The following is a 24,981-nucleotide window of genomic DNA, read 5'->3' as shown; positions in this document are numbered from 1 at the left end:
CCCTGCTTTAGCGGCAGAGCCGGTGGCCACAGACGACCCGCTGGCACTAAATCCGCAGGTTGAGCAGCGTTTGCTGGGCTTGTCGGGCGAGTTGCGCTGTCTGGTTTGCCAGAACGAATCGCTGGCTAGTTCGCGTGCGCCGCTGGCCGAGGATTTGCGCAGGGAGGTCCGCCGGCAGATTGTGGCCGGTAAAACCGACCCGCAAATTCTTAGCTATCTGACCGAGCGCTATGGCGATTTTGTCACCTACCGTCCGCCCTTCAAGGGGCGAACTGTGCTGCTGTGGCTGGGGCCACTGGCTTTACTGCTGCTGATGCTGATCTTTTTCTGGCGACGTTTGCGCCGCAAATCGGCGCCACTGCCTTTACCGGACCAAGCACAGGCGCAACTGGTGGCCTTGCAGCGCGAATTTGACGGAGATGCGCCATGATGCTGTTTTCACTATGGGCCACGCTGCTGGTGTTGCTGGTTCTGGCCGGACTAGCCTGGCCGCTCTGGCGTAGTGCCACCCAGCCCATGGGTGAGGGCGCACGTCAGCAGCGTTATGCGGTGCATCAGTCGGAACTGGCCGAATTACTGGCCGAACACCAGCAGGACCGGCTGGATGAAACAGCCTACCGGCAGGCCATAGAGGAGGCCGGATTGCGGCTGCTGTTGGAAATGCCCCCTGCGCAACATGCGATGGATCGTACCTATTCGGGGCGCTGGCTACTGGCCGTGGCACTCCTGCTGCCGCTGATGGCGGGTGGCCTGTATCTGCATCTGGGCAATCCGGCGGCCGCACAGTCCATGGCGATTCCGACTGCGGATGAGGAAGCCGCACAAATCAGCCGGATGGTTCAATCACTGGAAAGCAAGCTGGCCATTAATCCGCAGGATGACAAAGGCTGGCTAATGCTGGCGCGCAGCTACCGCACCCTGCAACGCTATGACGATGCCGTAAAAGCCTATGAAAAAGCTTGGCCGCTGGTAGAAAACAACGCCGGCGAACTGGCCCGCTTTGCCGGCACACTGGCGGTAGCTCAGAACGGCTTTGCCGGCCGCCCTACCGACTTGCTGGTCCGCGCCCTGACGCTGAACCCGAAGGAAGTGGATGCCTTGATGTTATCGGGTAGTGCCGCATTGGAACGCGGTGATATCGCCAGCGCCCGTCAATGGTGGCAACAACTGCTCAGCCACCTGCCCGCCGACAGCGACGACGCCCGCTGGATACAGCAAAAAATCAGCGAGCTGCCCGGGGCAGCAGAGCAGAAGTAACCGTCAGGATGAATCCGGGTCAGCCCACCCCCGCAAAGTACAAGCTGCAAGTGGCCAGATCGATAATAGGTATATCCATGTAGGCCATATTAAATATGGCCTGTAGAGCAATCCAAGCCCCTGCTTGCAGGGGCTATTTGCATGCTGGGGCAGAGGTAGGCTTACCCCGCCTGCCCATCAGCACGGGCTTGCCAGTACATGGGCAGGTAGACCCGTCCCCAAAGGGCAAAACCGGCGCAGGCTAGCAGGGCGGCCAGCGGGTAGAGAAGGGCGCTGCGGGCGGGCCAGATTTCACCACCTACCCGTGCAAGGGCCACGCCATGCATCAGCCAGTACAGCGTCCAGGCCAGACGGCCAGCCTGTAGCGGGCGGCCGGAATGACCGAGCGTCACGCGGGTCACAAAGCCAAGCAGCATGGTCAGCATAAAGCCGAGGGTAAGGGCATGCAGCGGTGCAAAGCCCAATCCGGCTTGGCCGGATAAAATCAGCAAGCCCGATAGCGCATACAACAGCAGCGACAAACCCGCCCATGCAAATGAAGCATGCAGCATGGCCAGCAAGGGTACTTTAAAGCTACGCTGCAACTGCCAGCGCCAGCTGGTGTAAAGTAGCACGGCGGCCAGTGGCAAATCGGCGGGCAGGGTGGATAGCTGGGCGATGGCCAGTGCGGCATGCCCCAGCATCAGCAGTGGCAAGAGCAGTAGCCAGTCTGGCCGCCATGGCTGATAGGGCATCAGCACATTGGCCGAAAAAAACGGCACCATGCGGTGGCAGACCAGAAAAAATACCGGCAGCAGAAAGCCCCACAAACTGATTTCCACCATGGCTTGCCAGCTGGAGAGCTGTCCACTGTTGTGCCAGTCCAGCGCCAGCAAGATGCCCGCCCAGCCCAGTGCAAAAGCCAGCCCCACGCCGATGGCATGGCGGCGATCGGGTTGCTTGCTGGTGCGAATCCGCCCCCACCAGATCAGCAGGGCTGCGCCCCAGGCCAGTGCATGCAGTAGCAGGGCGATCAGGCGTAAAGACGGCCACAGGCTGCTGGCCAGAAACAGCACACTGCCTGCGGCATAGCCGGCAATCACCGGCGCATAACGGGCCAGCGGTGGCGGTGCCACATTCAGCCAGCGCGGGCCGGCGGTATAGATAAAGCCCAGCATGAATAGCGGAAAAAACCCGTACAGCATCAGATAGCCATGCTGCAGCATCGGCACGCTGGCTTGTGTCAGTGTGCTACCGGTGCTGCGGGCGGCCATCTCGGCCAGCCACCAGAACAGCGCGGCCAGCAGTGTGACGCTGCCGCAGAAAAAACCGATGCGGTGCGGGGCAATAAGCAGACGTTTCATGGTGGGCTCCATGGAGGGGGAATTGATCAGCTGCGCCCTCCCCTGACAAGGGGAGGGCTAGGGAGGGGTAAAATCCTCGGCCCCCACCCTAACCATCCACCTAGCAGGGGAGGGAACGGTTGGACTTTGTAGGCAACGCTATAAACCAGCCGGATGTACGCGTGGGCTTAGTCTGCTGCGATCAGAAAATCGATAACAATTTCGCCGGGTTCGCGGCGCACATAGCTGATTTTTACCCGCGCGCCAAACTGGGCATCGATCTGGGCCAATAGCGGCAGCGGATCGTGGTCATTGCAAAAACGCATGGTTTCGCCACGCTGCAGAGCGTGCAGTGCACCAAAAATGGCCGCATGACGAAAGCGCTTGGCAATGCCGCGCGCATCAAAGCCGTAAATGCCTTCCTGAATGAGTGGAATGGAGCAATCGTGAGTCATGGGTGAATCCATTTAAAGGTAAGAAAAGCCGCCATCGGCTGGCGATGGCAGCGGGATAATCAATTACTAATATTCTCTGCAGCCAGCTCGCCTTGGGGCTGACGCTGGGTTTTACGTAGCAAGCCAACAGCAAACACTGCTAGAAAGAGTGCGCCGACCGAGAACACAATATCACCCGGTACGCGCAGCCAAACCAGGGTATGCATCAGTGGTGATTGAATAATTTCGGCTGAACGGGCATACCACAGACCGGTATTGATACTGTGGAAGGCCTGCAAAATGCCGGCAGGCAGCAGGGACATAAACACCATCATGGCCAGACCGATATTCAAGCTCCAGAAGGCAATGGCCAGTGGCTTGTCCTGCCAGAGCTCGCGGGGATAAAGCCCGCGCAGGCAGAACAGCATCAGGCCGATGCCCAGCATGCCGTACACCCCGAACAGTGCCGCATGGCCGTGGGCGGGCGTCATATTCAGGCCTTGCACGTAATACAGGGCAATTGGCGGATTGATGGCAAAGCCCAGTAAGCCCGCCCCAACCAGATTCCAGAAACCCACGGCCACAAAGCACAGAATGGGCCAGCGATACGCCGCCACCCAGGGTGCGGCTTTGCTGCGGCGATACATGGCAAACGCTTCCAGACCAATGAGCGCCAGCGGGACGACTTCCAGTGCCGAGAACACGGCACCAATGGCAATCACGGCGGTGGGCGTGCCGGTAAAGTACAGATGGTGCAGCGTGCCCAGAATGCCTCCAAACAGAAAGACAATGGTTTCCAGCACAATGGCCGCGCTGGCGGTGCGGGTATGTACCAGCCCCAGCTTGCTGAAAATCAGTGCAATCACAGCGGTGGCAAAGACTTCGAAGAAGCCTTCTACCCACAGATGCACCAGCCACCAGCGCCAGTATTCAATCATCGAATAGTGACTGTGCTGGCCCCACATCAGCGAGGAGGCATAAAACAGACCGATGCACATGGCCGATAAAAATACCATGGCAATCAGGCCGCGACTTTCGCCCGGGGTTTTCAGCGCAGGCCATAGCGCACGCCCCATTAGCAGCAACCACAACAGCAAACCGATAAACAGGCCAATTTGCCAGATCCGGCCCATGCTGGTGTATTCCAATCCCTGATTACCCAGCCAGAAAGCAAAACTGCTACCCAGACGTTCCTGCGTACCGACCCAGCCACAGGCCAGCGAGCCCAGCGCCACCACAATCAGCGCCCAGAACAGCACATTCACACCCAGCGTTTGCAACCTGGGTTCATGGCCGGACAGGGCGGGAGAGATATACAGACCGGTAGCCAGCCAGGCTGTGGCAATCCATAGCACGCCCAGCTGGGTGTGAATGGTACGACTGGCGACAAAAGGAAGAATTTCGCCCAGTGGCAGACCAAAGAAGGTTTGTCCTTCAACCGAATAGTGTGCGGACACAATGCCCATCACCACCTGCAAACCAATCAGCGCAATCACCACGAAGAAATACTTGCGGGTGGCCAGCATCGAAGCGGTGGGCTTCAGGCTGAATAGCGGATCTTTCTCTGGTGCGGCCGGGTCGGCATCCTCGCGGTGGGCGCTGTGATAGCACAGCATGGCCGCAATGCCGGCAATCAGCAGAATGACACTGGCAATCGACCACATGCCGGTGCCGGCGGTGGGGGTGTTGCCAATGAGCGGTTCATGCGGCCAGTTGCTGGTATAGCTCAGGTTTTTTTCGCCGGGGCGATCCGTGCCTGCCGCCCAGGCCGACCAGAAAAAGAAGGCCGGCAAGGCTTGCAGATCGCTGGCATCGCGAATGCTGTCCGGCATCATGGCGTAGTCTTCGCGCAAATCATTCAGCTTGGGGTCTTGCCCAAACAGCCCGCGATAATGCGCGGCCAGTTCGGCAATGACGAGCGCGCGTTCGTCGCTGACAGTCAGTGTATCGGTAGCGGCATCGTAACGGTTTTGCCGCATTTCGCGTTTTACCCGCGCCATAATGGCGGCCTGATCATCGGCGTTGAGTGCAACAAAAGCCTGTTTGAACTGCTTTTGCGCCAGCATATCCCGCAAACCGATGATTTCCCGATGCAGCCAGTCTGCTGACCAGTCGGGGGCCACATAGCTGCCATGTCCCCAGACCGAACCCAGTTGTTGCCCGCCCGCGGATTGCCAGGCCGATTGCCCCTGCGAAATCTGCCCGCCACGAAACACAATCTGCCCGCTCTGGCTGACGATATGGGCCGGAATCGGCGGTTTGCTCAGGTAAATTTCATGCCCGATCCAGCCCAGTACGGCAAACGATAAAACAAAAATGGCAGCCAGCCAGCGCCACCGGCGTGAAAGCGTGTCCATAGCCCCTCCTCATCAATGCGAGTTTTAATATGTAAAAGGAATGAATATTATAAGCTGCGGTCTTGTTGATGTAAAATATTTACATATTAAAGGTTGTTCTTGGGGTATGCCGATGCAAGCGTTTAAATTGAAATCCCACAAGGCAATACTAGCTAGGCTTGGCCGGAGGTCTGCGGGCTTTTCCAGCATGGGGGCGGGGTTCGGTCTGTTACTGACTGGTTTGATCGGTCAATTTTATGGTGGCCGCCATGGTGTCTGGCTGATTGCCCCGCTGGGCGCTTCGGCGGTACTGCTCTTTGCTGTGCCCGCCAGCCCCCTAGCGCAACCGTGGCCGGTATTAGGCGGTAATCTGCTCTCTGCTGTCGTGGGGGTTCTGTGCGCCAAATGCCTTGGTGTATCGCCGCTTTCGGCGGGTTTGGCGGGTGGGCTGGCCATTTTGCTGATGCAAATCGCCCGCTGCCTGCATCCGCCCGGTGGCGCTGTTGCACTGACTGCCGTACTGGCCAGCGCCGGCCCGATGGGGCAACTGGGCTTGGGCTTCGCCCTGTTTCCGGTGGCGATCAATACGCTGACCCTGCTGGCGGTCGCGTATTTATTTCATCGCATCAGCGGACACAGCTATCCGCATCGCCCCTTGCCTGTGTTGCAACGACCTACGCCACTGAGCAAAGAAGATTTGGTCTATGCCATGCAGCATTATGGCGATGACCTTGATATTGACGCGGATGACCTTTATGCACTGGTACAAAGCGCGCAGCAGCGTGGCCTTACTGCGGCAAAGAAAGATTAAGTTGCCTTGCCAGAACGGCCTTGTTGCTCACCAGATCGGCCAGCGTGTAGCGATCCAGCGTGGCGTACAGGGCTTCCTGAGCCTCGAATAGCACGTGCTTAAGCCGGCAGAGGCCATCAATGCGGCAGCCGGTTTCGCCGCTAGCGGGGCTGGTAAAGCATTCCACCACGGGCACATCGGCTTCGCACAGGCGTACTAGCTGGCCAATGCGGATCTCGCTGGCGGGGCGGCCCAGCATTAAACCGCCGCCTTTGCCTTTGCTGGTGGCCAGATAGCCGGCCTTGCTTAAAAAGTGCACCACCTTCATCAGATGGTTATCAGAAACACCGTAGGCACTGGCAATCTGTGCGCGTGTGGCTTTCTGCTCCGGTTGTAGCGCCAGATAAATCAGCGTGCGCAGGCTGTAGTCCGTAAACGCATTCAGGCGCATGGCGAGTCCCTGTGGATTGATCGTGATAAGTGTACGCTGAATAGATATTCAGGCGTGCACTTATCCTTTCAATCCCTCGGTTACACCGGTTTGGACACTTTCAATCCCTGCTCCACGGCCCAGATGGCGGCTTCCAGGCGAGAGCGGAAGTTCAGCTTACGCAAAAGGCTTTTCATATGGACTTTAACAGTGCCTTCGGCAATACCCAGTTCGCGGCCGATCAGTTTATTGGGCAAGCCCTTGGCCAGTCCGATCAGAATGTCGTGTTCGCGATCGGTGAGCTGGGCCAGCATATCGTTACGGACTTTGCCATCCTCATTGCGCAGGGCGAGTGCCAGCGCCCGGCCTAAGCGCTCCGGTATGGCCATGCTGCCCTCCATGGCATCCCCAAGCCGGCTGATGATATCTTCGGGCTCCATGTCTTTCAGCAGATAACCATCGGCGCCAGCGCGAACGGCAGCAACCAGATCACTGCTCTGGTCGGATACGGTCAGCATCACAACGCGGGTATCCAGCTCCATTTCCCGAATGGCTTTAAGTGTTGTGATGCCATCCATTTCTTTCATGTTCAGATCCAGTAAGACCAGATCCGGTTGAAGCTGGCGCACCAGTTCTATGCCTTCGCGCCCACTGGCGGCCTCTCCGGCCACCCGGTAGCGGGAATCGAGTGCCAGTAACTGCACCACGCCTTTGCAGAAAAGCGGGTGGTCATCAATAACCAGTACCTGAATGTATTCATTCACTGCGATATTCCTTGTGAAGGCCTTGCGAAGAACCCGCATCCTGCCGGGCAAAAGGGGTGATAGGGGTAAATTCCAGGCGTATACGGGTGCCGCCAAGCGGGCTGCCCTGCAGATGCAGCTGCCCATGTAGATTACTGGCACGGTCCTGCATAATAATCAGGCCATAGTGGTGCTGTTTGCCCGGGTTAATGGGCAGGCCGATGCCGTCATCGTCAATCGTGACCACAATATGCGGAGCTTGCCATTGCAGGCTGATCTCGGCGTGACTGGCCTGTGCATGGCGTTCCACATTGGCCAGCGCTTCACGCACGATTTGCAGCACATGAATTTCTTCCTGTGCTGCTAGCTCGACGCCCAGCAAGCGGTGATCCAGCCGGACCGGAATGCCGATGCGCTGGATAAATTCATCCACCGTATCTTCCAGTGCGGCCAGCAGACCGCGTTCATTCATTTGCAGGCGGAAGGTGTTGAGCAGCTCGCGCAGTTGCCGGTAAGCCGCATTCAGGCCCTCGCGTAACTCGGAAAGCGTCGCAACGGTATCAGCGGAGGGGGCTGGCAGGCTTGCGCTTAGACGGGATACCTGAATTTTCAGGTAGGACAGCGCCTGAGCCAGCGAGTCGTGCAGCTCGCGGGCAATCACTGCGCGCTCTTCCAGTACAGCCAGCCGCCCCTGTTCCTGCTTGCGGCGGGAGTTGGCCAGTGCGGTACCCAGATTGCGGGCCACTGCCTGTAGCAATTGCTGTTGCCAGTCCTGCAAAACCTGTCCCTGATGCAGATGAATTGGCAGAATTCCGTACTGCACACGGCCTTCGTTCAATTTGAAAATCGGCCGCTGCGGATCCGTGGGCTGGCCGGTAATGCAGCGCTGGCAGTCACTGGCCAGACAGGTCCGCTCGGACTGCTGTGCACTGCTGATACGGAATGCCTGCTCGACATTTTCTCTATCGGTTAAACAAATTGCCGCGCTATCGAAATCAATCAGGGTGCGTACTTCGCTGAGCACAGCGTCGAAGACGGCTTCGCTTGGTTCTTCGTCAGAGAGTAATTCCTTGATCCGGTACAGCAACTCCAGAGTGCGTCGGTTTTGTTCCAGCTCTCTGGTTTTTTCAATAACACGTTCTTCCAGTTGCAGGTAATGGCTGGCCAGATCGGCAATCATTCGGTTCATCAGTTCGCCAAGCTGGCCGATTTCGCCAGCCCCATGCCTTTGAACCCGAGCCTGAAGCTGGCCGTTCTGCACCAGTGTCGCAACATGGGCCATTTCCAGCAGAGGCGACGTAATCCGGCGAAAAAGCCAGGCTAGCGTGAGCACAATCACCAGAGCCATCACGACCAGTGCCAGTCCTTGCAACTGGGCGAGTCTGGCCAGCTTGGCTTCGTGCTCGGCTTCCAGCAGTTTTACATAGTCATCAATCTGGGCAACAAAATGGTGAATGACCGGTAGCAATTGCGGATTTTTCTGTAGCTGCTGTGATTCCTGGATAAGAGGATAGATTTCGCTGCGCCAGGCCAGATCAACCTGATTCCAGCCCACCTGTACCGTGCTGGCCGGGTCCGTGTTCTGTTGCAATTGTGGTGAATACAAGCGCCTTTCGAACTCGCGAACGACTTCTGTCAGTGTTGGCTGGCTACCCGGCACAACAGGCGGAGGCGCCAGTGCGGTTGCTGCCATCAAAAACGCCTGCTTGCGTAAAGAACCCGCCACATTAATGGCTTCTCCGCCGCCACTGGAATGTGCGGCCAGCCACCACGACAGGAAAATCGTGATCAGGGCAGGCAGTACCAGCAGCAGCATGGCAGCAGACAGATGCATCAATATTGAACGCCGGTGTGGCAGATTAAGTAGCAACACTACCTCCAAATATCCGGAAACTTTTCCGGTCTCGCAGACCCATGATCTGCCACCTTATTTTCCTGTGCTTTTGCTCCGCCGCATTTAACCCTTTGTGGGTAGCTTGCTGGCGTGAAAGAGGGGCTTACCCCCAAGGGGGGATTAGCCGAAAAAGATTGTACGCATAAGCTGACAGGAAAGTGTCTGAATGGAGCGCCCAGAAAGTGGATCTGTCGCGTCGCAATCTGCTATTTGGCCGAAAGCCGCAAGCCCCCACTGCCTTGCAGCCGCCATGGGCCACTTCCCGTTTTACGGAAGACTGTACGCGGTGTGGTGAATGTATTGTGGCCTGTCCAACCGGATTGCTCCGCAAAGGTGACGGGGGCTTTCCGCAGCCCGACTTCCGCCAAGCCGAATGCGATTTTTGCGAACAGTGTGTCACGGCGTGCCAGAGCGGGGCTTTGCAATTGCAGGGTCAGGCATGGGCTTATCGCGCAGGTATTTCTGCCCAGTGTCTGGCACATCGGCAGGTGGAATGTCGGGTGTGTGGTGAGGGCTGCCCGCAGCAGGCGATTCGGTTCCGCTTGCAGCTTGGGAAAATGGCACAGCCCCAACTGGATGGTGATCTGTGTAATGGATGCGGCGCTTGCGTCAGTCTCTGCCCGGCACAAGCCATCACGGTGAAGTAGGCCAATGGCCATTTAAAGGATGGGAAAACATGAATGTATACAGTCTGGTATTGCGCCCGGTTCCCGGAAAAACGGCGCAGGTGCGTGAAGGTGTACTCACCATTGCCGGTGCCGAAATCCATCTGGAGCATGAAGGCCGGCTGATTGTCACCGTGGAAGAAACCGCAGATCTGAAAGCCAGCGATGCGCTGAAGCTGGTGCAGCAACTGGCCGACGTGATGTCAGCCACGCTGGCTTACGAATATAGCGATGAGGCAAAAGACCTTGTTGCCGGAATTTCTGCAGCATAAAGGAGCAAATAGAATGGATCGTCGTGATTTTATCAAGGCCAGCGCCGTTTGTGCTGCAGCCGCAAGTATCGGAATTCCCGTGGTGGAAGCTGCCGGCAAGGAAGTTGCCAGCGCAGCAGCAGGTATCCGCTGGGATAAAGCCCCCTGTCGTTTCTGTGGTACCGGCTGTGCCGTGCTGGTGGGTACACAGAATGGCCGCGTAGTGGCCACGCAAGGTGATCCCGATGCAGCGGTCAATCGCGGCCTGAACTGCATCAAGGGCTATTTTTTGTCCAAAATCATGTATGGCGAAGACCGTCTCACCCGCCCTTTGCTGCGCAAGAAAAACGGAGTGTATGACAAAAATGGCGAATTTACTCCGGTTAGCTGGAAAGAAGCCTTTGCCATTATGGAGCTTAAGGCCAAGGATGCGCTGAAAACCGCCGGTCCCACTTCGGTGGCCATGTTTGGTTCGGGGCAGTGGACGATTATGGAGGGCTATGCCGCCTCCAAGTTTATGAAAGCTGGCTGGCGCAGCAATAACCTTGATCCGAATGCCCGCCACTGCATGGCTTCGGCGGTCACCGGTTTTATGCGCACTTTCGGCATGGACGAGCCTATGGGCTGTTATGACGATATCGAAGTCGCCGATGCCTTTGTGCTGTGGGGCTCGAATATGGCCGAAATGCATCCGATTTTATGGAGTCGCATTACCGACCGCCGGCTGTCTAATCCGAATAGCAAAGTGGCTGTGCTATCCACCTTCGAGCACCGCTCCTTCGAGCTGGCCGACAACGGCATGATTTTCACCCCGCAGACCGATCTGGCGATTCTTAATTTTATCTGCCACCACATCATCAGTACCGGCCGCGTTAATAAAGCCTTTATCAGCAAGCATGTGAATTTCAAACTGGGTGAAACCGATATTGGTTATGGCTTGCGCCCCAAGCATCCGCTGGAAGTGAACGCCAAGGCCAATGGCTACCCCGGTGCGGATGGCAAGCCAAAAACCATGCCAACCGAGTCCAAGCCCATCAGTTTTGATGAGTTTGCCAAATTCGTTTCCGACTACACGGTGGACAAGGTCAGCAAGCTTTCCGGTGTACCGGAAGACAAGCTCAAGGCACTGGCTGAGCTGTATGCCGATCCGAAAATCAAAGTCATGTCCTTCTGGACCATGGGGTTTAACCAGCATACCCGTGGCACCTGGGCCAATAACATGATTTACAACGTCCACCTGCTGGTGGGCAAAATTGCCGAACCGGGGAATAGCCCGTTCTCGCTGACCGGTCAGCCTTCGGCCTGTGGCACCGCCCGGGAAGTGGGTACATTTGCCCATCGTTTGCCGGCGGATATGGTGGTGACCAATCCGGAGCATCGCCATCACGCAGAAGAAATCTGGCAACTGCCGGAAGGCACTATCCCCGACAAAGTCGGCCTGCATGCCGTGGCCATGGCGCGGGCGCTCAAGGACGGCAAGATCAAGTTCTACTGGCAGATGTGCAATAACAATATGCAGGCCGGCCCCAATATTAATGGCGAACTATATCCGGGCTGGCGACACCCCAATGTTTTTGTCGTGGTATCCGACCCTTACCCGAATGCTTCGGCGCTGGCGGCCGATCTGGTATTGCCGACCGCGATGTGGGTGGAAAAAGAAGGCGGTTATGGCAATGCCGAGCGCCGTACCCAGGTTTGGCGGCAACAGGTGAATGCGCCGGGTGAGGCTAAATCCGACCTCTGGCAGATTGTCGAGTTCTCCAAGCGCTTTAAGGTAGAAGAAGTCTGGCCGGCCGAGCTGATTGCCAAAAAACCGCAAGTCAAGGGCAAAACGCTGTTTGATGTGCTGTATGCCAATGGCAAGGTGAATAAGTTTAAAAATAATGAACTGCAAGCCGGTTTTGAAAACTTCGAGGCGAAAACCTTTGGTTTTTACATCCAGAAAGGCCTGTTTGAAGAGTATGCCGAGTTCGGGCGCGGCCACGGGCATGATCTGGCTCCGTACGAGGCTTACCACAAGGCACGCGGCCTGCGCTGGCCGGTGGTGAATGGCAAGGAAACCAAATGGCGCTATCGCGAAGGCTATGACCCGTACGTGAAAAAGGGCGAGGGTTTGCGCTTTTATGGCAATAAGGATGGCAAGGCCAATATCTTTGCCTTGCCTTATCAGCAGCCACCAGAAATGCCGGACAAGGAATACGACCTGTGGCTATGTACCGGTCGGGTGCTAGAGCACTGGCATACCGGCACCATGACCCGCCGTGTACCGGAACTACATAAAGCGGTGCCGGAAGCGATGGTGTTCATGCATCCGGACGAGGCCAAACGGCGCGGTTTGCAGCGTGGCATGGTGGTGAAAGTGATTTCCCGCCGTGGCGAAATCACCATCCGGCTGGAAACCCGTGGCCGTAACAAGCCACCTAAGGGGCTGATTTTTATTCCCTTCTTCGATGAAGGCCGGCTGGTGAACAAGCTGACGCTGGATGCCACCTGCCCGATTTCCAAGCAGACCGACTACAAGAAGTGCGCCGTTAAGATTGTTAAAGCTTAGTGGGTATGACTGTATAGCCATTTAAAACAAAAGGCCGTAAAGCAATACCTATGAAAATCAATCGTCGTCAATTGCTAAAGGATGGCGCGGCGCTATGTGGTACGGCGCTGGCGCTGGGCTCCGGCCTTGGGGCGCTGTCCAAGCAGGCCAGCGCCCAGCCGGTGGCTGTAGCGCTGCGCCCGCCCGGAGCGATTGGCGATGATTTTCTGGCCGCTTGTGTGCGCTGTGGTTTGTGTGTGCGCGACTGCCCTTACCACACACTGCAACTAGCGCGGTTAGGGGGTGGCTATGGCGTGGGTACGCCGTACTTTATTGCTAGCCATGTGCCATGCGAAATGTGCGAAGACATCCCCTGTGTAAAAGTCTGCCCGACCGGTGCGCTGGATCACGGCCTGACGGATATCAACAAGGCTCGCATGGGCTTAGCGGTACTGCACGATCAGGAAACCTGTCTGAATTTTCTGGGTTTGCGCTGTGATGTCTGTTACCGCGTCTGCCCGCTGATTGATCAGGCCATTACGCTCGAAAAAGTGCATAACCCGCGCTCGGATCGGCATGCCATGTTGTTACCCACGGTGCATTCGGATTTCTGTACCGGCTGTGGCAAGTGTGAAAAAGCCTGTGTGCTGCCCAAACCCGCCATTAGCGTCTTTCCGGTAGCGCTGGCTAAAGGTGAGGCGGCCGCGCATTACCGCAAAGGCTGGGAAGAAAAGCAGAAGGCCGGTGGTTCATTAATCAGTGAGCAGATCGAATTGCCCGCCCGTTTGCCGGATTCTGCGCCATGAACGCGCTAAAGGCCGGACGCTGGCTGTTGCTGCGCCGATTATCGCAGCTGGGTATTTTGCTGCTGTTTCTAATCGGGCCGTGGTGGGGTATCTGGTGGGTGAAAGGCACGCTGGCATCCAGCTATAGCTTCGGTTTCTTGCCGCTGACCGATCCGCTATTGCTGCTGCAAAGTCTGCTGGCTGGTTTTACGCCCGCCAAACAGGCATGGATTGGCGCAGCCGTGGTACTGGTTTTTTACCTGCTGGTGGGCGGGCGGGTGTTTTGTAGCTGGGTTTGTCCGGTTAATCCATTAACTGATTTGGCGGCGTGGCTGCGCAAACGTCTGGGCTTGAAAACCGGTAGCAATCTGTCACGACAGACCCGCTATGCGGTGTTGCTGACGATTTTGCTACTGGCCGCCTTAACGCACACGCTGGCATGGGAATGGATTAATCCCGTTACGGGGCTGCAGCGCGGTTTGTTATTTGGTATGGGGTTGGGCTGGCTCGTGTTACTGGCTATTTTTGCCTACGACCTCCTGGTGCAGCGGCATGGCTGGTGTGGGCACTGGTGTCCGGTCGGTGCATTTTATGCCCTGCTTGGTCGCGTTGCTCTGCTAAGAGTCTCGGCACGCTTGCGCAATCGCTGTGATGACTGCATGGATTGTTTTCAGGTTTGCCCGGAGCCTCAGGTTATCCGCTTTGCGCTAAAAGGGCAGGGCAGTCCGGTAATTAATTCGGGCGAATGCACCAATTGTGGTCGCTGTATTGAAGTTTGCGATGAAAAGGTTTTCAGGTTAACGCACCGCTTTAACCGGCAGGTCGATTAAAAGCCCGTTGATGATTTGAATGGAGAGGGAAGCAAAATGAAAAAACAACTTTGTGGTTGGCTACTGGCGCTCTGGGCGGGTTTGATGAGCATGCAGGCCAGTGCCGAGGAACTGAAATCCTTGCGCGGCAGCGAAGCGGTTAAGGGCGATGTGCCATCGGAAAACTACCGTTACGAGCGCGACAAACCAGCGCAGCAGCGGCAGTATGTGCAACAGCCTCCGCTGATTCCGCACACCACCAAAGGCTACATGATTACCAAAGAATTTAATAAATGTCTGGATTGTCATGGCTGGAGTCGTGCTACCGAAACTGGTGCGCCGCGTGTTTCGGTTACACACTTTAAAACGCGTGAAGGGGGGGAATTGAGCAATATCTCGCCGCGCCGCTATTTCTGTGTGCAGTGCCATGTGCCGCAAACCGATGCCAAACCGCTGGTGGGCAACCAGTTCAAGCCGGCTGACGGTTTGATTAAATAAGGGGCGGATAATGGGAAAATTAACCGATACATGGCGCAAAGTGCGTGCGATCCGCCTGGGTTTCTGGGGGCTGATCGGCATGTTTGCGCTGGGCATTCTGTTCTGGGGTGGTTTTAACACCGCGCTGGAACTGACTAATACCGAAAAATTCTGCCTGTCCTGTCACGAAATGGCGGACAACGTGTATCCGGAATATCAGCAAACCGTGCATTACACCAACCGCTCCGGCGTGCGGGCCACCTGTCCGGATTGCCATGTGCCGCATGAATGGGGCCCGAAGATGATCCGTAAAATTCAGGCTTCACGCGAAGTCTGGGGCAAGCTAACCGGCACCATCGATACCCGAGACAAGTTTCTGGCCAAGCGCCAGCAACTAGCCGAGCACGAACAGGCACGGATGAAAGCCAATGATTCGCAGGAGTGCCGCAACTGTCACAACTACGAATACTTCGACTATATGGAGCAAAATCGCCGTTCCGCCACCATGCACCAGAAAGGCTTGAGCAGCGGTATGACCTGTATCGACTGTCATAAAGGGATTGCCCATCATTTGCCCAATGTTCAACAGCATGTCGGCGCACCGAAAGAAGGGATTGCCCCCGAGCTGATGCACCCCGCCAACCCGAATGCCAGCAATGCCGCCAGTATTGTGTCGGATGACGCGGCAGGGATTGAATAACCAGAGTATAGCCTTGTAGATATTAATATTAATAAGCTACAAGGCTATACCCATTATTGCCAACCAAAGATAATGCCATGTTGCAAGACCGTTTTGGACGTACGATTGATTATCTGCGCCTGTCGGTGACAGACCGTTGCGATCTGCGCTGCAGCTATTGTCTGCCGGCGCGCTTCAAGGGTTTTGAAGAGCCGGCGCACTGGCTCAGCTTTGCCGAAATCCGGCGGGTGGTCGCTGCGTTTGCTGCGCTGGGCGTGCGCCGTGTCCGTCTGACCGGCGGCGAGCCGCTGTTGCGTAAAGATCTACCCCAGCTGGCAGCCAGCCTGTCGGCGCTGGGGCTGGATGATTTATCGCTATCGACCAATGCCACGCAGTTGCTGCGTTTCGCACCGGCGCTCAAGCAAGCCGGCGTAACACGGGTGAATGTCAGTCTGGACAGTCTGGATCGGGCCTGTCTGGCGGGAATTACCGGACGGGATGCGCATACCGCAATTTTTGCCGGCATTATGGCGGCCAAAGCGGCGGAGCTAACCCCGCTCAAGTTGAATATGGTGGCCATGCGTGGAGTGAACGAGCAGGACATTATCCCCATGGCCGAATTTGCCATGCAGCATAGCTTTATTTTGCGGCTGATCGAAGCCATGCCGATGGGGGAGAGTGGCCGCAATACTGCGTTTCTGGATCTGGGGCCGGTGCGCGAAATGCTGGTGCAGCGCTTTGCCCTGCAGCCGGAGGTTATCGAATTGGGCGGCGGCCCCGCCCGTTACTGGAAAACGCCGGATGGTTTGGGACGCATCGGTTTTATCACGCCGATGTCGCAACATTTCTGCGCCAGTTGCAACCGTGTACGGCTGACGGTGGATGGCACGCTGCATCTGTGTCTGGGGCAGGAACACAGTGTGGCCTTGCGTCCGTTGCTGCGGCAGGGCATTAGCGATGAGGCATTGCAGCAGGTGATTCGCGAGGCTATCGAACTGAAGCCCGAGCGCCACGAATTTAACGAAGCCCCGCAGAAAATCATCCGTTTTATGTCGCAGACTGGGGGCTAGATGATGCAGCCTCAGCGGATTTTTGGCCTGACTGGCCGCTCCGGCATGGGCAAAACGACACTGCTGCTGGCTTTGCTGGCCGAGTTGCGCCAGCGGGGATTAACAGTGAACGCCATCAAGCATTCCCACCATGATCTGCAGCTGGAACCACCGGATAAAGACAGTGCGCGGATGCGGGCCGCGGGCGCACAGGAAGTACTGGTGGCCTCGCCGTATCGGTATGCCATCGTACATGAACTCCACGGCGCGGCCGAACCGACGCTGGCTGAGCAGGTGGCGCGGCTGGTGCCGGCCGATTTGACGCTGGTGGAGGGCTTTAAGCGCGAACCTCACCCTAAAATCGAAGTTTGGCGTGCCGCCAGCGGGCAAACCCCTTTATATCCGGAGGATCCGGCGATTCTGGCCGTGGCCAGTGATGCCCCCGTATCAGGCCGGTACTGGCTGGATCTGAATCAGCCTGCCCGGATCGCCGACTATATTCTGCAAATTTTGGATATTCAAACATGCTAACCGTTTCTGCCGCACTGGATGCGCTCAAGCAACAGGTACGCCTTAATCCGCGTATTCAAACCCTGTCTTTAGACGAAGCGCTGGGCTACACACTGGCCAGTGCGGTGATTTCCTCACTGGCTGTTCCTGATTTTGATAATAGCGCAATGGATGGGTATGTCCTTGCAGTAGATGATATCAATAAGCTGGATAGCTATACCCTTGTGCAACGGATTGCTGCGGGTGAAACGGGCAGGGCGCTGATGGCGGGTGAAGCCGCTCGTATCTTTACCGGTGCGCCAATTCCACCCGGTGGCAATACCGTGGTGATGCAGGAAGATTGCACGGTAGTCGAAGGCTGTTTACAGATTCAGGGTCGATTAACGCTTGGGCAGCATATCCGTCGCCGTGGCGAAGATGTCCAAGCGGGGCGGGAAATCTTGCCGGCAGGTTGCTGGCTGGGCGCAGCCGAACTGGGCTTGCTGGCGGCCATCGGTGTTGCCCATGTTGCAGTGCGCGCGCCTTTGCGGGTGGCGCTGCTGTCCACCGGCAAAGAGCTGGTCGAACCCGGGCAGCCGCTGGGCGCGGGGCAAATCTACAACAGCAACCGCTATGCAATCGGTGCGCTGCTGCGCGAAGCGGGTTGCAGCGTCAGCGATTTCGGTATCGTGGCCGATATGCTGGCTGATACGCGGGCAGCCCTGCAGGCCGCCGCGCAGGATCACGATGTGGTGGTGAGTAGCGGCGGCGTGTCGGTGGGTGAAGAAGATCACGTCAAGGCGGCCGTCAGCGAACTGGGCGAGCTGGCTTTATGGAAAATCGCCATGAAGCCGGGCAAGCCGTTTGCTTTTGGCCGGATCGGCGAAGCCGACTTTATTGGGCTACCCGGCAATCCGGTATCGAGTTTTGTGACCTTTCAGTTGCTGGTGCAGCCTTTTCTGGCTGCGCGGCAAGGGGGGCAGTATCAAGCCCTGTGGCTTGAACTCCCTGCGGGCTTTAGCTTGGCCAAGGCCGGGCAGCGGGATGAGTATCTGCGTGTACGCATTGAAAATAATGCACTTCAGCCGTATACCAATCAAAGCTCTGCCGTGCTGACTTCCGCGGTATGGGCCGATGGATTAGCGCTGCTGCCCGCAGGGCAAACGGTGAAGCCCGGTGATGTGCTGCGCTATTGGCCCCTGCGTGGCTGGAGAAGTGTATGAAAATTGAGGTGCTCTATTTTGCCCGTTTGCGCAGCGAGCTGGGCTGTCAGCAAGAAACGCTGGAACTGGCAGCGGGCCAGACGGTGCAAGACTTGCTAGCCTTGCTGGTGGCGCGTGGCGGAGCTTGGGCCGGTGAGCTGGGCGGCAGTCGCGTATTCCGCGTGGCCATTAATCAGGAGCTGGCACAGATGAGCGATGGGATTCCCGATCTGGCCGAAGTGGCGATTTTCCCGCCAGTGACCGGAGGCTAAATGACAGCGATCTCCATCTCGGTGCGCGAGGCCGACTTCGACCTGGGGCAGGAATATGCCGAACTGATTGCCAATGATACCCAGTATGGGGCTGTTGCTGTCTTTGTCGGGCGGGTGCGTGAAGGGGTATCGGGCCATAATCTAATCCAATCGATGACTTTAGAGTATTACCCTGCAATGACCGAAAAGTCCCTGCACCAGATTGCCGCACAGGCCGCAGCACGCTGGCCGCTGGCGGCGGTGCGCATTATTCACCGGGTTGGCCGTCTTTTGCCCGGCGAGCAAATCGTACTGGTACTGACTTTAAGTGCGCACCGTCAGGCTGCTTACGACGCTAACCGCTTTGTGATGGATTATCTTAAAACCATCGCGCCATTCTGGAAGTACGAAGAAGGCGAAACTGGCGGGCAGTGGGTCGATGCGCGTGAAGCCGACCAGCAGGCCCGTCAACGCTGGGAGAATATCGAATGAAAGTGAGCGCACTGATTCTGGCCGGCGGGCAGGGTAGCCGCCTTGGGGGCATTGATAAGGGCTTGCTGCGTCTGTGTGGGCGCAGTCTGGTGGAGTGGTGCCGTGAAGCCTTATTACTGCAAAGCCGTCCGGCCGATGAGTTGTGGCTGTCGGCCAATCGCAATTTTGATGAATATCACCGGCTGGGTTTTGCCCATATCGTGCATGATCAGTCACCGGATTTTAAAGGACCACTGGCCGGCATCGAAGCCGGCCTGCAGGCTGTAGGCACCGATCTCTTGCTGGTTATCCCTTGCGATGTCCCTGTGCTACCCGACAATCTACTGGAAAAACTACTGGAAAAGCTGGAGTCCGGTGCGCAGGCCGCCGTCGCTTGCTCGGATGTGCTGCATCCGGCCATCTGCCTGTTACGCCAGTCCGTGTTGCCGGTAGTGACTCACCGGCTGGAAACCGGCCAGCTGCGTTTGCGCGATTTCCTCGATGCTATTGATGCAGCCGAAGTTCAGTTTCCGGCGGGCAGCTTTCCCAATCTGAATCAGCGCGAAGATATGGCCCCCATGGAACAAAGGCTACAGGCGCAGCACGATGGGATTCTCACCCACTTCGACCGGCAAGGCGCGGCGCATATGGTAGACGTCGGGCATAAGATGGAATCCCATCGTAAAGCCCGGGCCGTCGGTGAAATCCGCATGCAACCGGCCACGCTGGAGATGATTAACAGTGGCCAGCATAAAAAAGGCGATGTGCTGGGCATTGCCCATGTCGCGGCCATTATGGCCAGCAAACGCACGGCCGATCTGATCCCTTTATGCCACCCGCTGGCGCTGACCCATGTGGGGGCCGAGTTTGTTACGGATGAGGCACAAAGCCGCATAGAATGCCGGGTGACCTGCGAAACCGTTGGTAAAACTGGCGTAGAAATGGAAGCCCTCACCGCCCTGAGCGTGGCACTGCTAACGATTTACGATATGTGCAAAGCTGTCGATCGGGGCATGGTGATTGGCAATATTCATCTGCAGGAAAAACGTGGCGGCAAATCGGGCCACTGGCAAGCCGGACAAGCCTGAGCGCGAATGGCCATATGCCCGCCCGCTGTGGCGGATCAAACTTTTGGGGTAAGACGTGATGGATGTTGTGCGTATTGGTCTGGTGGCGACTTCGGATCGGGCCAGTGTGGGAATCTATGAGGACGAAGGCATTCCCGCTTTGCGTGACTGGCTACAGAAGGCCTTGCTGAATACCTGTGAGTTTGAAGAGCGCCTGATTCCCGACGAGCAGGCCCAGATCGAAGCCACGCTCCGCGAGCTGGTCGATGAGTGTGGCTGTGATCTGGTTCTGACCACCGGTGGCACCGGGCCGGCCCTGCGCGATGTCACGCCGGATGCCACGCAGGCGGTGGCGGACCGGTTGATGCCCGGCTTTGGCGAACAAATGCGGCAGATCAGCCTGAATTTTGTACCGACCGCGATACTGAGCCGGCAAATTGGCGCGATTCGGGGGCGGTGCCTGATGCTCAATCTACCCGGGCAGCCCAAATCCATTCAGGAAACGCTGGAGGGGGTGCGTGACGACAAAGGCCAATTGCAGATTAAAGGCATCTTTGCCGCCGTGCCCTATTGCATCCAGCTAATGGAAGGCCCCTACCTAGAAACCCGCTCTGAAATCATCCCCGCTTTTCGGCCGAAATCGGCAATACGGTCAACCGAATGAATCAGCGGCCACTTTCGTTTAAGTGTCCACTCAAAACGTCTTGCACAAAGCCGAAGGCAGTGTACGCATACGGCGTGGCAAGGAAGCGTCAGAACTTTTGCCGTACTACTTCACCATTTCACTAGCAAATAGAGTCCACATAACATGAGCATTAGCCACATTCTGCAAACCCAGCACCGCCATTGCGACGAAACACTAGCCCGAGCCGAAACGGCCGCTCGAGCGGGTCGGTGGCCTGACTGTATAACCGCCACCGATGAATTTTGCCAGCAGACCATCAAGCACTTCGCTCTTGAGGAAAATGAACTGTTTCCGGCTTTTGAAGCGGCCAGCGGCATGGTCGGCGGGCCGACGCAGGTGATGCGCATGGAGCATGCCCAAGCGCGTGATCTGATGAGCGGTTTGCAGGAGGCAGCACAAAACCTCGATGCTGACGACTTTACCGGTTGCGCTGAAACGCTGCTGATTTTGCTGCAGCAACACAATATGAAAGAAGAGAATATCCTCTATCCGATGTGTGATCGCACCATCCCCGAATTTGCGGATCGCTTGGCATGAGTGTGCTGGATCTGCGTGGGCTGGCGCCGCCAGAACCGCTGGAGCGCATTCTGCACTGGCTGGATTCGGCTGGTGCCGGTGAGCAACTCATCGTACACCTGCCGCATGTGCCTTATCCGCTTTACGATCATTTACGCCTGCGCCCCTGTCATTGGCAATGCGTCGAGCAGTCCGATAACTCAACCATTGTGACGATCTGGCGGGATGCGTAAAGCGGTAAACTCTTTGTGGTGGCGAGCTTGCCCATGCTCCGCAACGAAGTACGGCCAGCAAGGTTAAAAGCATGTTCAATCCAGAATTCAGTTTGCCGGTGGCTTTGCCCATGCGGTTTTTCCGTATGGCTCCGCTATGGCTAGCGATCACGGCTTTGGCCGGCTTCGGGTTGGATGGCAGCGACTGGCATAACCGCTATAATCCGGCACTGCTCGCTATGACCCATCTACTCATGTTGGGCTTTGCCGGCAATATTATGCTGGGGGCTTTGCTGCAGGTATCGGCCGTGGTAGCGGGCGTGCGGGCGAAACAGTCGCTACGCTGGGGTATGGCGCTGTGGGGTGGCTTGCAGCTGGGTACGGCGCTGCTGGCAGTCGGACTGTGGACCATGCAGCCCTTGTTGTTGCAAGGCGCAGCGGGTGTGTTGGGGTTAAGTCTATTCCCGCTGACGATCTGGCTGCTAAGCGCACTATTTCGTAGTAGAGCCCGCGATGCCACGAGCCGGGGGCTGCGCTATGCCACGTTGGCGCTCGCTTTAACCGTTACGGCAGGTATTGCACTTGTGCTCTTGTTAACAATGGGCTGGATGCCGATACCCTTGCCCGATTTGTTGCGCGCCCATGTGCTGCTCGGTATTATTGGCTGGGTGTCGGGCTTGCTGTTGGCTGTGGCGTTGACGGTGGTTCCCATGTTTTTGGTCACGCAGTCGTGGCCGGACTGGCTGGGGCGATGGCTACTACCGGCTCTGCTGGTACTGACATTCCTGGCCGCACTGGATGCGCGGTCACTGATCATATTGCCCTTGCCGCTACTGATCTGGGTGGTGGCATTATTGCGGCAACTACGCACCAGTCAGCGCAAAGCTGATCCTGCCCGCTACTTATGGGCTTGGGGTGGCTTGAATCTGCTGTTGCCCCTGTTGATTGTGCCATGGCTGGATGCATTGCCCGAGAGTATCCCTGTCGGCCTAGCCGGCCATTGGCTACTGGCTGGCCTGTTGCCTGTGTTTACCGCCATGCTAGCCAAAATCATTCCTTTCCTGCTATGGATGGATTACCGCCTGCGGGTGCCTACGGGCGGCAAGTTACGACATATGGGGCAGATTTTCCCTGAACGCTGGCTGCGTCGCTTAAGCTGGCTGGCGCTATCCATGGGTATAAGCTGGTGGCTTTTTTATTTATTGGCCTACATCATGATACCTGTAGTATTGCTAGTCTACGCACTGGCACTGGGCTATTGCTTGCAACGTAGCGTAGTGGCTGCTGGTTCTGTCGCATTAACTTCGTGAGTGTCGCTTAGCGGTAACTGTAGAAAAACTATGGCAGGTAAAACGACGCGGTTCAAAACAGGGTGACAGTTTTCTCTCGGAGTTACTTGCTTAGCTTCTGTCGCATTAACTTCATATAGGCGAGCTTGGCCTGTGACCTACTCCCGAAAAATGGTAGCGGTGGAAAGTAGAGATTTCTGGCAAATTTAACCTTATCTGGGTAGGAGATCTGTCATGAAAAAATCGAAGTTCAGGGAAGAACAGATCGCTTTCGCCTTGCGCCAAGCGGAGTCGGGTACGACAGTCGGGGAAGTCTGCCGCAAAATGGGCATCTCCGAGGCGACTTTCTACAACTGGAAGAAGAAAACGCCCGACTCAAGCGCATGGTTGCGGATCTGAGCCTGAATAAGCAGATGCTGCAGTAAGTCATCCAAAAAAGGTTGTGAAACCGGTTAACAAACGCGAGCTGGCTAACTTCCTGATTGGCGCGTATCGCGTCAGTATCCGGCGTGCCAGGGCCGTTCTTCAGCAGCAGCAAGCAACCTACTTTTATCGCCCCCACCCTCGTGCCGAGCGGCAGCGCATTCGGGAAATTGCTGCCCCGCGCATTCGCTATGGGGCGCGCCGCATCCATTTGAATGCGTGCTGGAGCATGGATTTCGTCGCCGATCAGCTCTTTAATATCCGAGCCTTAACTGTAGTGGATAATTTTAGTCGGGAAAGCTTGGCGATCACGTTAGACTTCGCCCTTAAGGCCGAGGATGTCGTCACGACGATGCGGCATGTGCAAGCTTTACGCGGTACGCCCCAGCGGATTCAGGTGGACAACGGCAGTGAATTTATTTCTCTGGCGCTGGATCAATGGGCCTATGAACAAAGTGTGACGCTGGACTTCTCGCGACCAGGAAAACCCACGGATAATCCCTTTATCGAGTCGTTTAATGGCAGCTTGCGGGATGAGTGCCTGAACGTACATTGGTTTCTGTCATTGGATGATGCCCGTGACAAGATCGAACGTTGGCGACAGGATTACAATGAGTTTAGGCCGCATAGCTCGCTGGGCGACCGGACTCCCAGCGAGTTCCGGCTTGCCCACCTTGAAGCCCGGGATCTCTAAGTCAGACCGCTCGGTTTGTAAGGAGAAGGTCACGGCATAAATCACCTCTTTGTGCCGTTGCCAACTTAGGGCAAATTGATCCACCCGTGATAGCCCACGTACAAGCCCACGAGCATGATTAATGCCCCTGAAAAATATGGCGCTTTACGAGCAAACTCACCGAAGCCATTCCAGCGGGTTGAAACGTGTTTTACACTCAAGGCCGCCAGAACACCTGATAGAACCATTGTTAATGCCAGACCAATACTGAAGCACAGCACCAAGGTTGCACCCAAAGCGATTTCTTTCAGCTGCAGGCAGAGCAACAGTACGGTGATGGAGGCTGGGCATGGAATTAGTCCGCCAGTCAGACCAAAAATGACGATCTGACCGGTTGTGACTTCACGATTGGCAAAGCGACGGCGAATGTCATTGGCGTGTGCTAATTCGTGCGGATCTTGATAGCCAGGTGCAGAGACATCCAGTTCAGCATAACCAGTGATGGCGTGATAGTGATGGTCGTGCTCAACATATTCCACATCATAATCGTGGCTATGGTGGCCGTGCCCCAAGCTTAAACGTGCTATAAACTCATGCGGCTCCGGGATTTCTTGCTCAGATTCCAAAAAGCCGTCACGTTGTACGAACGTGAAGGATTGAATGCTGCCATCGGCGCGTTCGGTTTCGATTTTGACCTGATTTGCCGCCCATGTATGACCACTATCGGCGAATAATTGAAAGCGTGGCGGAACGCCATCTTCAAAGATTTCAAGTCGAACCACGCCATGTCCGGTATCAATTCGCTTCGTTTCATCATGACCATGATGATGGTCGTGGTCGTGGTCGTGGTCGTGGTCGTGGTCGTGGTCGTGGTCGTGGTCGTGAGAGTGCGAGGCGAATTGTTGATTGCGCCAAGTGCGCCAAACCATCCATAGTGCGGTAGCGATAATGATGACCGCTGAAGCCACCTGCAAATAAGGTTCGCTGGTCTCTGCACTCCAACGCTGGCCGAAGTACATACCGCCTAAAGCAATAATCCAGACTACCGCGGTGTGAGAGATCGTTGCTGAAACGCCAAGCAAAATGGCCTGCGTGATCGTTCCACGCACGGCAACAATAAAGGCCGCCATCATGGTTTTGGAATGACCTGGCTCCAAGCCATGCAAAGCACCTAATAAAATTGCACTTGGAATAAATAGCCAGGCATTCGCAGCACCTTGCTGTAATAGCGTAGAAAACTCTGTCATGCGAC

At 56.5% G+C, this 24,981-nt stretch carries 27 protein-coding genes and 2 pseudogenes; 22 read left to right on the top strand and 7 right to left on the bottom strand.

Annotation, left to right across the window (positions count from 1 at the left end; all coding sequences use genetic code 11):
• Nucleotides 1–22: 22 nt before the first annotated feature.
• The gene (locus QV747_RS06845; protein WP_231550557.1) at nt 23–430 is read left to right on the top strand and encodes a cytochrome c-type biogenesis protein; all 408 of its coding nucleotides are present in this window, start codon (nt 23–25) and stop codon (nt 428–430) included.
• Nucleotides 427–1,257: a c-type cytochrome biogenesis protein CcmI gene (gene ccmI / locus QV747_RS06840; RefSeq protein ID WP_047396225.1), complete on the top strand. Its 831-nt coding sequence runs from the start codon at nt 427–429 to the stop codon at nt 1,255–1,257. Before QV747_RS06845 ends, ccmI begins: the two co-directional genes overlap by 4 nt.
• Nucleotides 1,258–1,418: 161 nt before the next feature.
• On the opposite strand, the gene QV747_RS06835 is transcribed toward ccmI, so the two are convergent.
• From QV747_RS06835 to QV747_RS06825, 3 genes are all read right to left on the bottom strand, one after another.
• Nucleotides 1,419–2,600, bottom strand: a complete 1,182-nt coding sequence (locus QV747_RS06835) for an NnrS family protein (protein WP_273430045.1) — start codon at nt 2,598–2,600, stop codon at nt 1,419–1,421.
• A 167-nt stretch (nt 2,601–2,767) separates the two neighbouring features.
• Nucleotides 2,768–3,034, bottom strand: coding sequence for a DUF2249 domain-containing protein (locus QV747_RS06830; RefSeq protein WP_047396231.1), 267 nt, complete (start codon nt 3,032–3,034; stop codon nt 2,768–2,770).
• 59 nt (nt 3,035–3,093) lie between these two features.
• Nucleotides 3,094–5,370, bottom strand: a complete 2,277-nt coding sequence (locus QV747_RS06825; RefSeq protein WP_273430044.1) for a nitric-oxide reductase large subunit — start codon at nt 5,368–5,370, stop codon at nt 3,094–3,096.
• Between the two features lie 187 nt (nt 5,371–5,557).
• Here QV747_RS06825 and QV747_RS06820 point away from each other — a divergent pair, with 187 nt between their 5' ends.
• Complete coding sequence (locus QV747_RS06820; RefSeq protein ID WP_052190867.1) at nt 5,558–6,160, top strand: HPP family protein; 603 nt, start codon at nt 5,558–5,560, stop codon at nt 6,158–6,160.
• Here the strand turns inward: QV747_RS06820 and QV747_RS06815 are convergent.
• The 3 genes from QV747_RS06815 to QV747_RS06805 form a co-directional block, all read right to left on the bottom strand.
• Nucleotides 6,138–6,590 (bottom strand): Rrf2 family transcriptional regulator, encoded by a 453-nt coding sequence (locus QV747_RS06815; RefSeq protein WP_047396239.1) that lies wholly within the window; start codon nt 6,588–6,590, stop codon nt 6,138–6,140. The two genes, QV747_RS06820 and QV747_RS06815, sit on opposite strands and share 23 nt — an antisense overlap.
• 80 nt (nt 6,591–6,670) lie before the next feature.
• The gene (narL, locus tag QV747_RS06810) at nt 6,671–7,333 is read right to left on the bottom strand and encodes a two-component system response regulator NarL (RefSeq protein WP_273430043.1); all 663 of its coding nucleotides are present in this window, start codon (nt 7,331–7,333) and stop codon (nt 6,671–6,673) included.
• A complete protein-coding gene (locus QV747_RS06805; RefSeq protein ID WP_047396244.1) occupies nt 7,326–9,146 on the bottom strand; it encodes a histidine kinase in 1,821 nt (606 codons plus the stop codon). Before QV747_RS06805 ends, narL begins: the two co-directional genes overlap by 8 nt.
• 218 nt (nt 9,147–9,364) lie before the next feature.
• Here QV747_RS06805 and napF point away from each other — a divergent pair, with 218 nt between their 5' ends.
• The 19 genes and pseudogenes from napF to QV747_RS06715 all read left to right on the top strand — a co-directional run bounded on the left by napF (nt 9,365) and on the right by QV747_RS06715 (nt 23,750).
• A complete protein-coding gene (gene napF, locus QV747_RS16615) occupies nt 9,365–9,853 on the top strand; it encodes a ferredoxin-type protein NapF (RefSeq protein ID WP_081986679.1) in 489 nt (162 codons plus the stop codon).
• Between the two features lie 29 nt (nt 9,854–9,882).
• Nucleotides 9,883–10,143 carry a chaperone NapD gene (locus QV747_RS06800; RefSeq protein ID WP_052190868.1) on the top strand — a complete coding sequence of 87 codons (261 nt, stop codon included), beginning with the start codon at nt 9,883–9,885 and terminating at the stop codon, nt 10,141–10,143.
• A 13-nt stretch (nt 10,144–10,156) separates the two neighbouring features.
• Entirely contained in the window at nt 10,157–12,673 is a 2,517-nt protein-coding gene (napA, locus tag QV747_RS06795) for a nitrate reductase catalytic subunit NapA (protein ID WP_047396248.1), read from the top strand.
• 50 nt (nt 12,674–12,723) lie between these two features.
• Nucleotides 12,724–13,458, top strand: coding sequence for a ferredoxin-type protein NapG (napG, locus tag QV747_RS06790; protein WP_047396250.1), 735 nt, complete (start codon nt 12,724–12,726; stop codon nt 13,456–13,458).
• Nucleotides 13,455–14,267 carry a quinol dehydrogenase ferredoxin subunit NapH gene (gene napH / locus QV747_RS06785; protein ID WP_052190869.1) on the top strand — a complete coding sequence of 271 codons (813 nt, stop codon included), beginning with the start codon at nt 13,455–13,457 and terminating at the stop codon, nt 14,265–14,267. Before napG ends, napH begins: the two co-directional genes overlap by 4 nt.
• Before the next feature lie 36 nt (nt 14,268–14,303).
• The gene (locus tag QV747_RS06780) at nt 14,304–14,744 is read left to right on the top strand and encodes a nitrate reductase cytochrome c-type subunit (RefSeq protein ID WP_047396256.1); all 441 of its coding nucleotides are present in this window, start codon (nt 14,304–14,306) and stop codon (nt 14,742–14,744) included.
• A 10-nt stretch (nt 14,745–14,754) separates the two neighbouring features.
• Nucleotides 14,755–15,423 (top strand): NapC/NirT family cytochrome c, encoded by a 669-nt coding sequence (locus QV747_RS06775; RefSeq protein WP_052190870.1) that lies wholly within the window; start codon nt 14,755–14,757, stop codon nt 15,421–15,423.
• A 77-nt stretch (nt 15,424–15,500) separates the two neighbouring features.
• The gene (moaA, locus tag QV747_RS06770; RefSeq protein WP_273430042.1) at nt 15,501–16,472 is read left to right on the top strand and encodes a GTP 3',8-cyclase MoaA; all 972 of its coding nucleotides are present in this window, start codon (nt 15,501–15,503) and stop codon (nt 16,470–16,472) included.
• Complete coding sequence (mobB, locus tag QV747_RS06765; protein WP_273430041.1) at nt 16,473–16,982, top strand: molybdopterin-guanine dinucleotide biosynthesis protein B; 510 nt, start codon at nt 16,473–16,475, stop codon at nt 16,980–16,982. It begins immediately after the preceding gene.
• Nucleotides 16,976–18,163, top strand: a complete 1,188-nt coding sequence (gene glp, locus QV747_RS06760) for a gephyrin-like molybdotransferase Glp (RefSeq protein WP_273430040.1) — start codon at nt 16,976–16,978, stop codon at nt 18,161–18,163. The genes mobB and glp overlap by 7 nt, the downstream gene beginning before the upstream one ends.
• Nucleotides 18,160–18,414, top strand: a complete 255-nt coding sequence (gene moaD / locus QV747_RS06755; RefSeq protein ID WP_047396265.1) for a molybdopterin converting factor subunit 1 — start codon at nt 18,160–18,162, stop codon at nt 18,412–18,414. The genes glp and moaD overlap by 4 nt, the downstream gene beginning before the upstream one ends.
• Entirely contained in the window at nt 18,415–18,885 is a 471-nt protein-coding gene (locus tag QV747_RS06750) for a molybdenum cofactor biosynthesis protein MoaE (RefSeq protein WP_197053890.1), read from the top strand.
• Nucleotides 18,882–19,424: pseudogene (mobA, locus tag QV747_RS06745) on the top strand (molybdenum cofactor guanylyltransferase MobA); the annotation flags it as partial. The gene QV747_RS06750 and the pseudogene mobA, both read left to right, overlap by 4 nt.
• A gap of 18 nt (nt 19,425–19,442) precedes the next feature.
• Nucleotides 19,443–19,952, top strand: a complete 510-nt coding sequence (gene moaC, locus QV747_RS06740) for a cyclic pyranopterin monophosphate synthase MoaC (RefSeq protein ID WP_052190877.1) — start codon at nt 19,443–19,445, stop codon at nt 19,950–19,952.
• 58 nt (nt 19,953–20,010) lie between these two features.
• Complete coding sequence (gene mog, locus QV747_RS06735; RefSeq protein ID WP_047396269.1) at nt 20,011–20,595, top strand: molybdopterin adenylyltransferase; 585 nt, start codon at nt 20,011–20,013, stop codon at nt 20,593–20,595.
• 144 nt (nt 20,596–20,739) lie between these two features.
• On the top strand, nt 20,740–21,153 hold the full coding sequence (locus QV747_RS06730; protein WP_052190871.1) for a hemerythrin domain-containing protein: 414 nt from the start codon (nt 20,740–20,742) through the stop codon (nt 21,151–21,153).
• Nucleotides 21,150–21,365: a DUF2249 domain-containing protein gene (locus QV747_RS06725; RefSeq protein WP_047396271.1), complete on the top strand. Its 216-nt coding sequence runs from the start codon at nt 21,150–21,152 to the stop codon at nt 21,363–21,365. Before QV747_RS06730 ends, QV747_RS06725 begins: the two co-directional genes overlap by 4 nt.
• A gap of 71 nt (nt 21,366–21,436) precedes the next feature.
• Nucleotides 21,437–22,654 carry a hypothetical protein gene (locus QV747_RS06720; protein WP_047396274.1) on the top strand — a complete coding sequence of 406 codons (1,218 nt, stop codon included), beginning with the start codon at nt 21,437–21,439 and terminating at the stop codon, nt 22,652–22,654.
• Nucleotides 22,655–22,867: 213 nt separating this feature from the next.
• A pseudogene (locus tag QV747_RS06715) lies at nt 22,868–23,750 on the top strand (IS3 family transposase).
• Between the two features lie 65 nt (nt 23,751–23,815).
• On the opposite strand, the gene QV747_RS06710 reads toward QV747_RS06715, so the two are convergent.
• Entirely contained in the window at nt 23,816–24,976 is a 1,161-nt protein-coding gene (locus tag QV747_RS06710) for a nickel/cobalt efflux protein RcnA (protein ID WP_273430039.1), read from the bottom strand.
• Nucleotides 24,977–24,981 lie beyond the last annotated feature (5 nt).

Source organism: uncultured Chitinibacter sp. (genome assembly GCF_945957625.1).
Classification (GTDB): domain Bacteria; phylum Pseudomonadota; class Gammaproteobacteria; order Burkholderiales; family Chitinibacteraceae; genus Chitinibacter; species Chitinibacter tainanensis.
This window is presented reverse-complemented; position numbering and strand designations above follow the sequence as displayed.

Coding starts and splice junctions, on each gene's coding strand:
- QV747_RS06780 (WP_047396256.1), top strand. CDS start 14,304: ATGAAAAAACAACTTTGTGGTTGGCTACTGGCGCTCTGGGCGGGTTTG.
- QV747_RS06720 (WP_047396274.1), top strand. CDS start 21,437: ATGTTCAATCCAGAATTCAGTTTGCCGGTGGCTTTGCCCATGCGGTTT.
- QV747_RS06750 (WP_197053890.1), top strand. CDS start 18,415: ATGACAGCGATCTCCATCTCGGTGCGCGAGGCCGACTTCGACCTGGGG.
- ccmI (WP_047396225.1), top strand. CDS start 427: ATGATGCTGTTTTCACTATGGGCCACGCTGCTGGTGTTGCTGGTTCTG.
- QV747_RS06825 (WP_273430044.1), bottom strand. CDS start 5,370: ATGGACACGCTTTCACGCCGGTGGCGCTGGCTGGCTGCCATTTTTGTT.
- QV747_RS06725 (WP_047396271.1), top strand. CDS start 21,150: ATGAGTGTGCTGGATCTGCGTGGGCTGGCGCCGCCAGAACCGCTGGAG.
- QV747_RS06820 (WP_052190867.1), top strand. CDS start 5,558: ATGGGGGCGGGGTTCGGTCTGTTACTGACTGGTTTGATCGGTCAATTT.
- QV747_RS06710 (WP_273430039.1), bottom strand. CDS start 24,976: ATGACAGAGTTTTCTACGCTATTACAGCAAGGTGCTGCGAATGCCTGG.
- moaD (WP_047396265.1), top strand. CDS start 18,160: ATGAAAATTGAGGTGCTCTATTTTGCCCGTTTGCGCAGCGAGCTGGGC.
- QV747_RS06815 (WP_047396239.1), bottom strand. CDS start 6,590: ATGCGCCTGAATGCGTTTACGGACTACAGCCTGCGCACGCTGATTTAT.
- glp (WP_273430040.1), top strand. CDS start 16,976: ATGCTAACCGTTTCTGCCGCACTGGATGCGCTCAAGCAACAGGTACGC.
- QV747_RS06800 (WP_052190868.1), top strand. CDS start 9,883: ATGAATGTATACAGTCTGGTATTGCGCCCGGTTCCCGGAAAAACGGCG.
- napG (WP_047396250.1), top strand. CDS start 12,724: ATGAAAATCAATCGTCGTCAATTGCTAAAGGATGGCGCGGCGCTATGT.
- QV747_RS06730 (WP_052190871.1), top strand. CDS start 20,740: ATGAGCATTAGCCACATTCTGCAAACCCAGCACCGCCATTGCGACGAA.
- moaC (WP_052190877.1), top strand. CDS start 19,443: ATGGAACAAAGGCTACAGGCGCAGCACGATGGGATTCTCACCCACTTC.
- moaA (WP_273430042.1), top strand. CDS start 15,501: ATGTTGCAAGACCGTTTTGGACGTACGATTGATTATCTGCGCCTGTCG.
- QV747_RS06835 (WP_273430045.1), bottom strand. CDS start 2,600: ATGAAACGTCTGCTTATTGCCCCGCACCGCATCGGTTTTTTCTGCGGC.
- mog (WP_047396269.1), top strand. CDS start 20,011: ATGGATGTTGTGCGTATTGGTCTGGTGGCGACTTCGGATCGGGCCAGT.
- napA (WP_047396248.1), top strand. CDS start 10,157: ATGGATCGTCGTGATTTTATCAAGGCCAGCGCCGTTTGTGCTGCAGCC.
- mobB (WP_273430041.1), top strand. CDS start 16,473: ATGATGCAGCCTCAGCGGATTTTTGGCCTGACTGGCCGCTCCGGCATG.
- QV747_RS06830 (WP_047396231.1), bottom strand. CDS start 3,034: ATGACTCACGATTGCTCCATTCCACTCATTCAGGAAGGCATTTACGGC.
- QV747_RS06775 (WP_052190870.1), top strand. CDS start 14,755: ATGGGAAAATTAACCGATACATGGCGCAAAGTGCGTGCGATCCGCCTG.
- napH (WP_052190869.1), top strand. CDS start 13,455: ATGAACGCGCTAAAGGCCGGACGCTGGCTGTTGCTGCGCCGATTATCG.
- QV747_RS06805 (WP_047396244.1), bottom strand. CDS start 9,146: ATGCATCTGTCTGCTGCCATGCTGCTGCTGGTACTGCCTGCCCTGATC.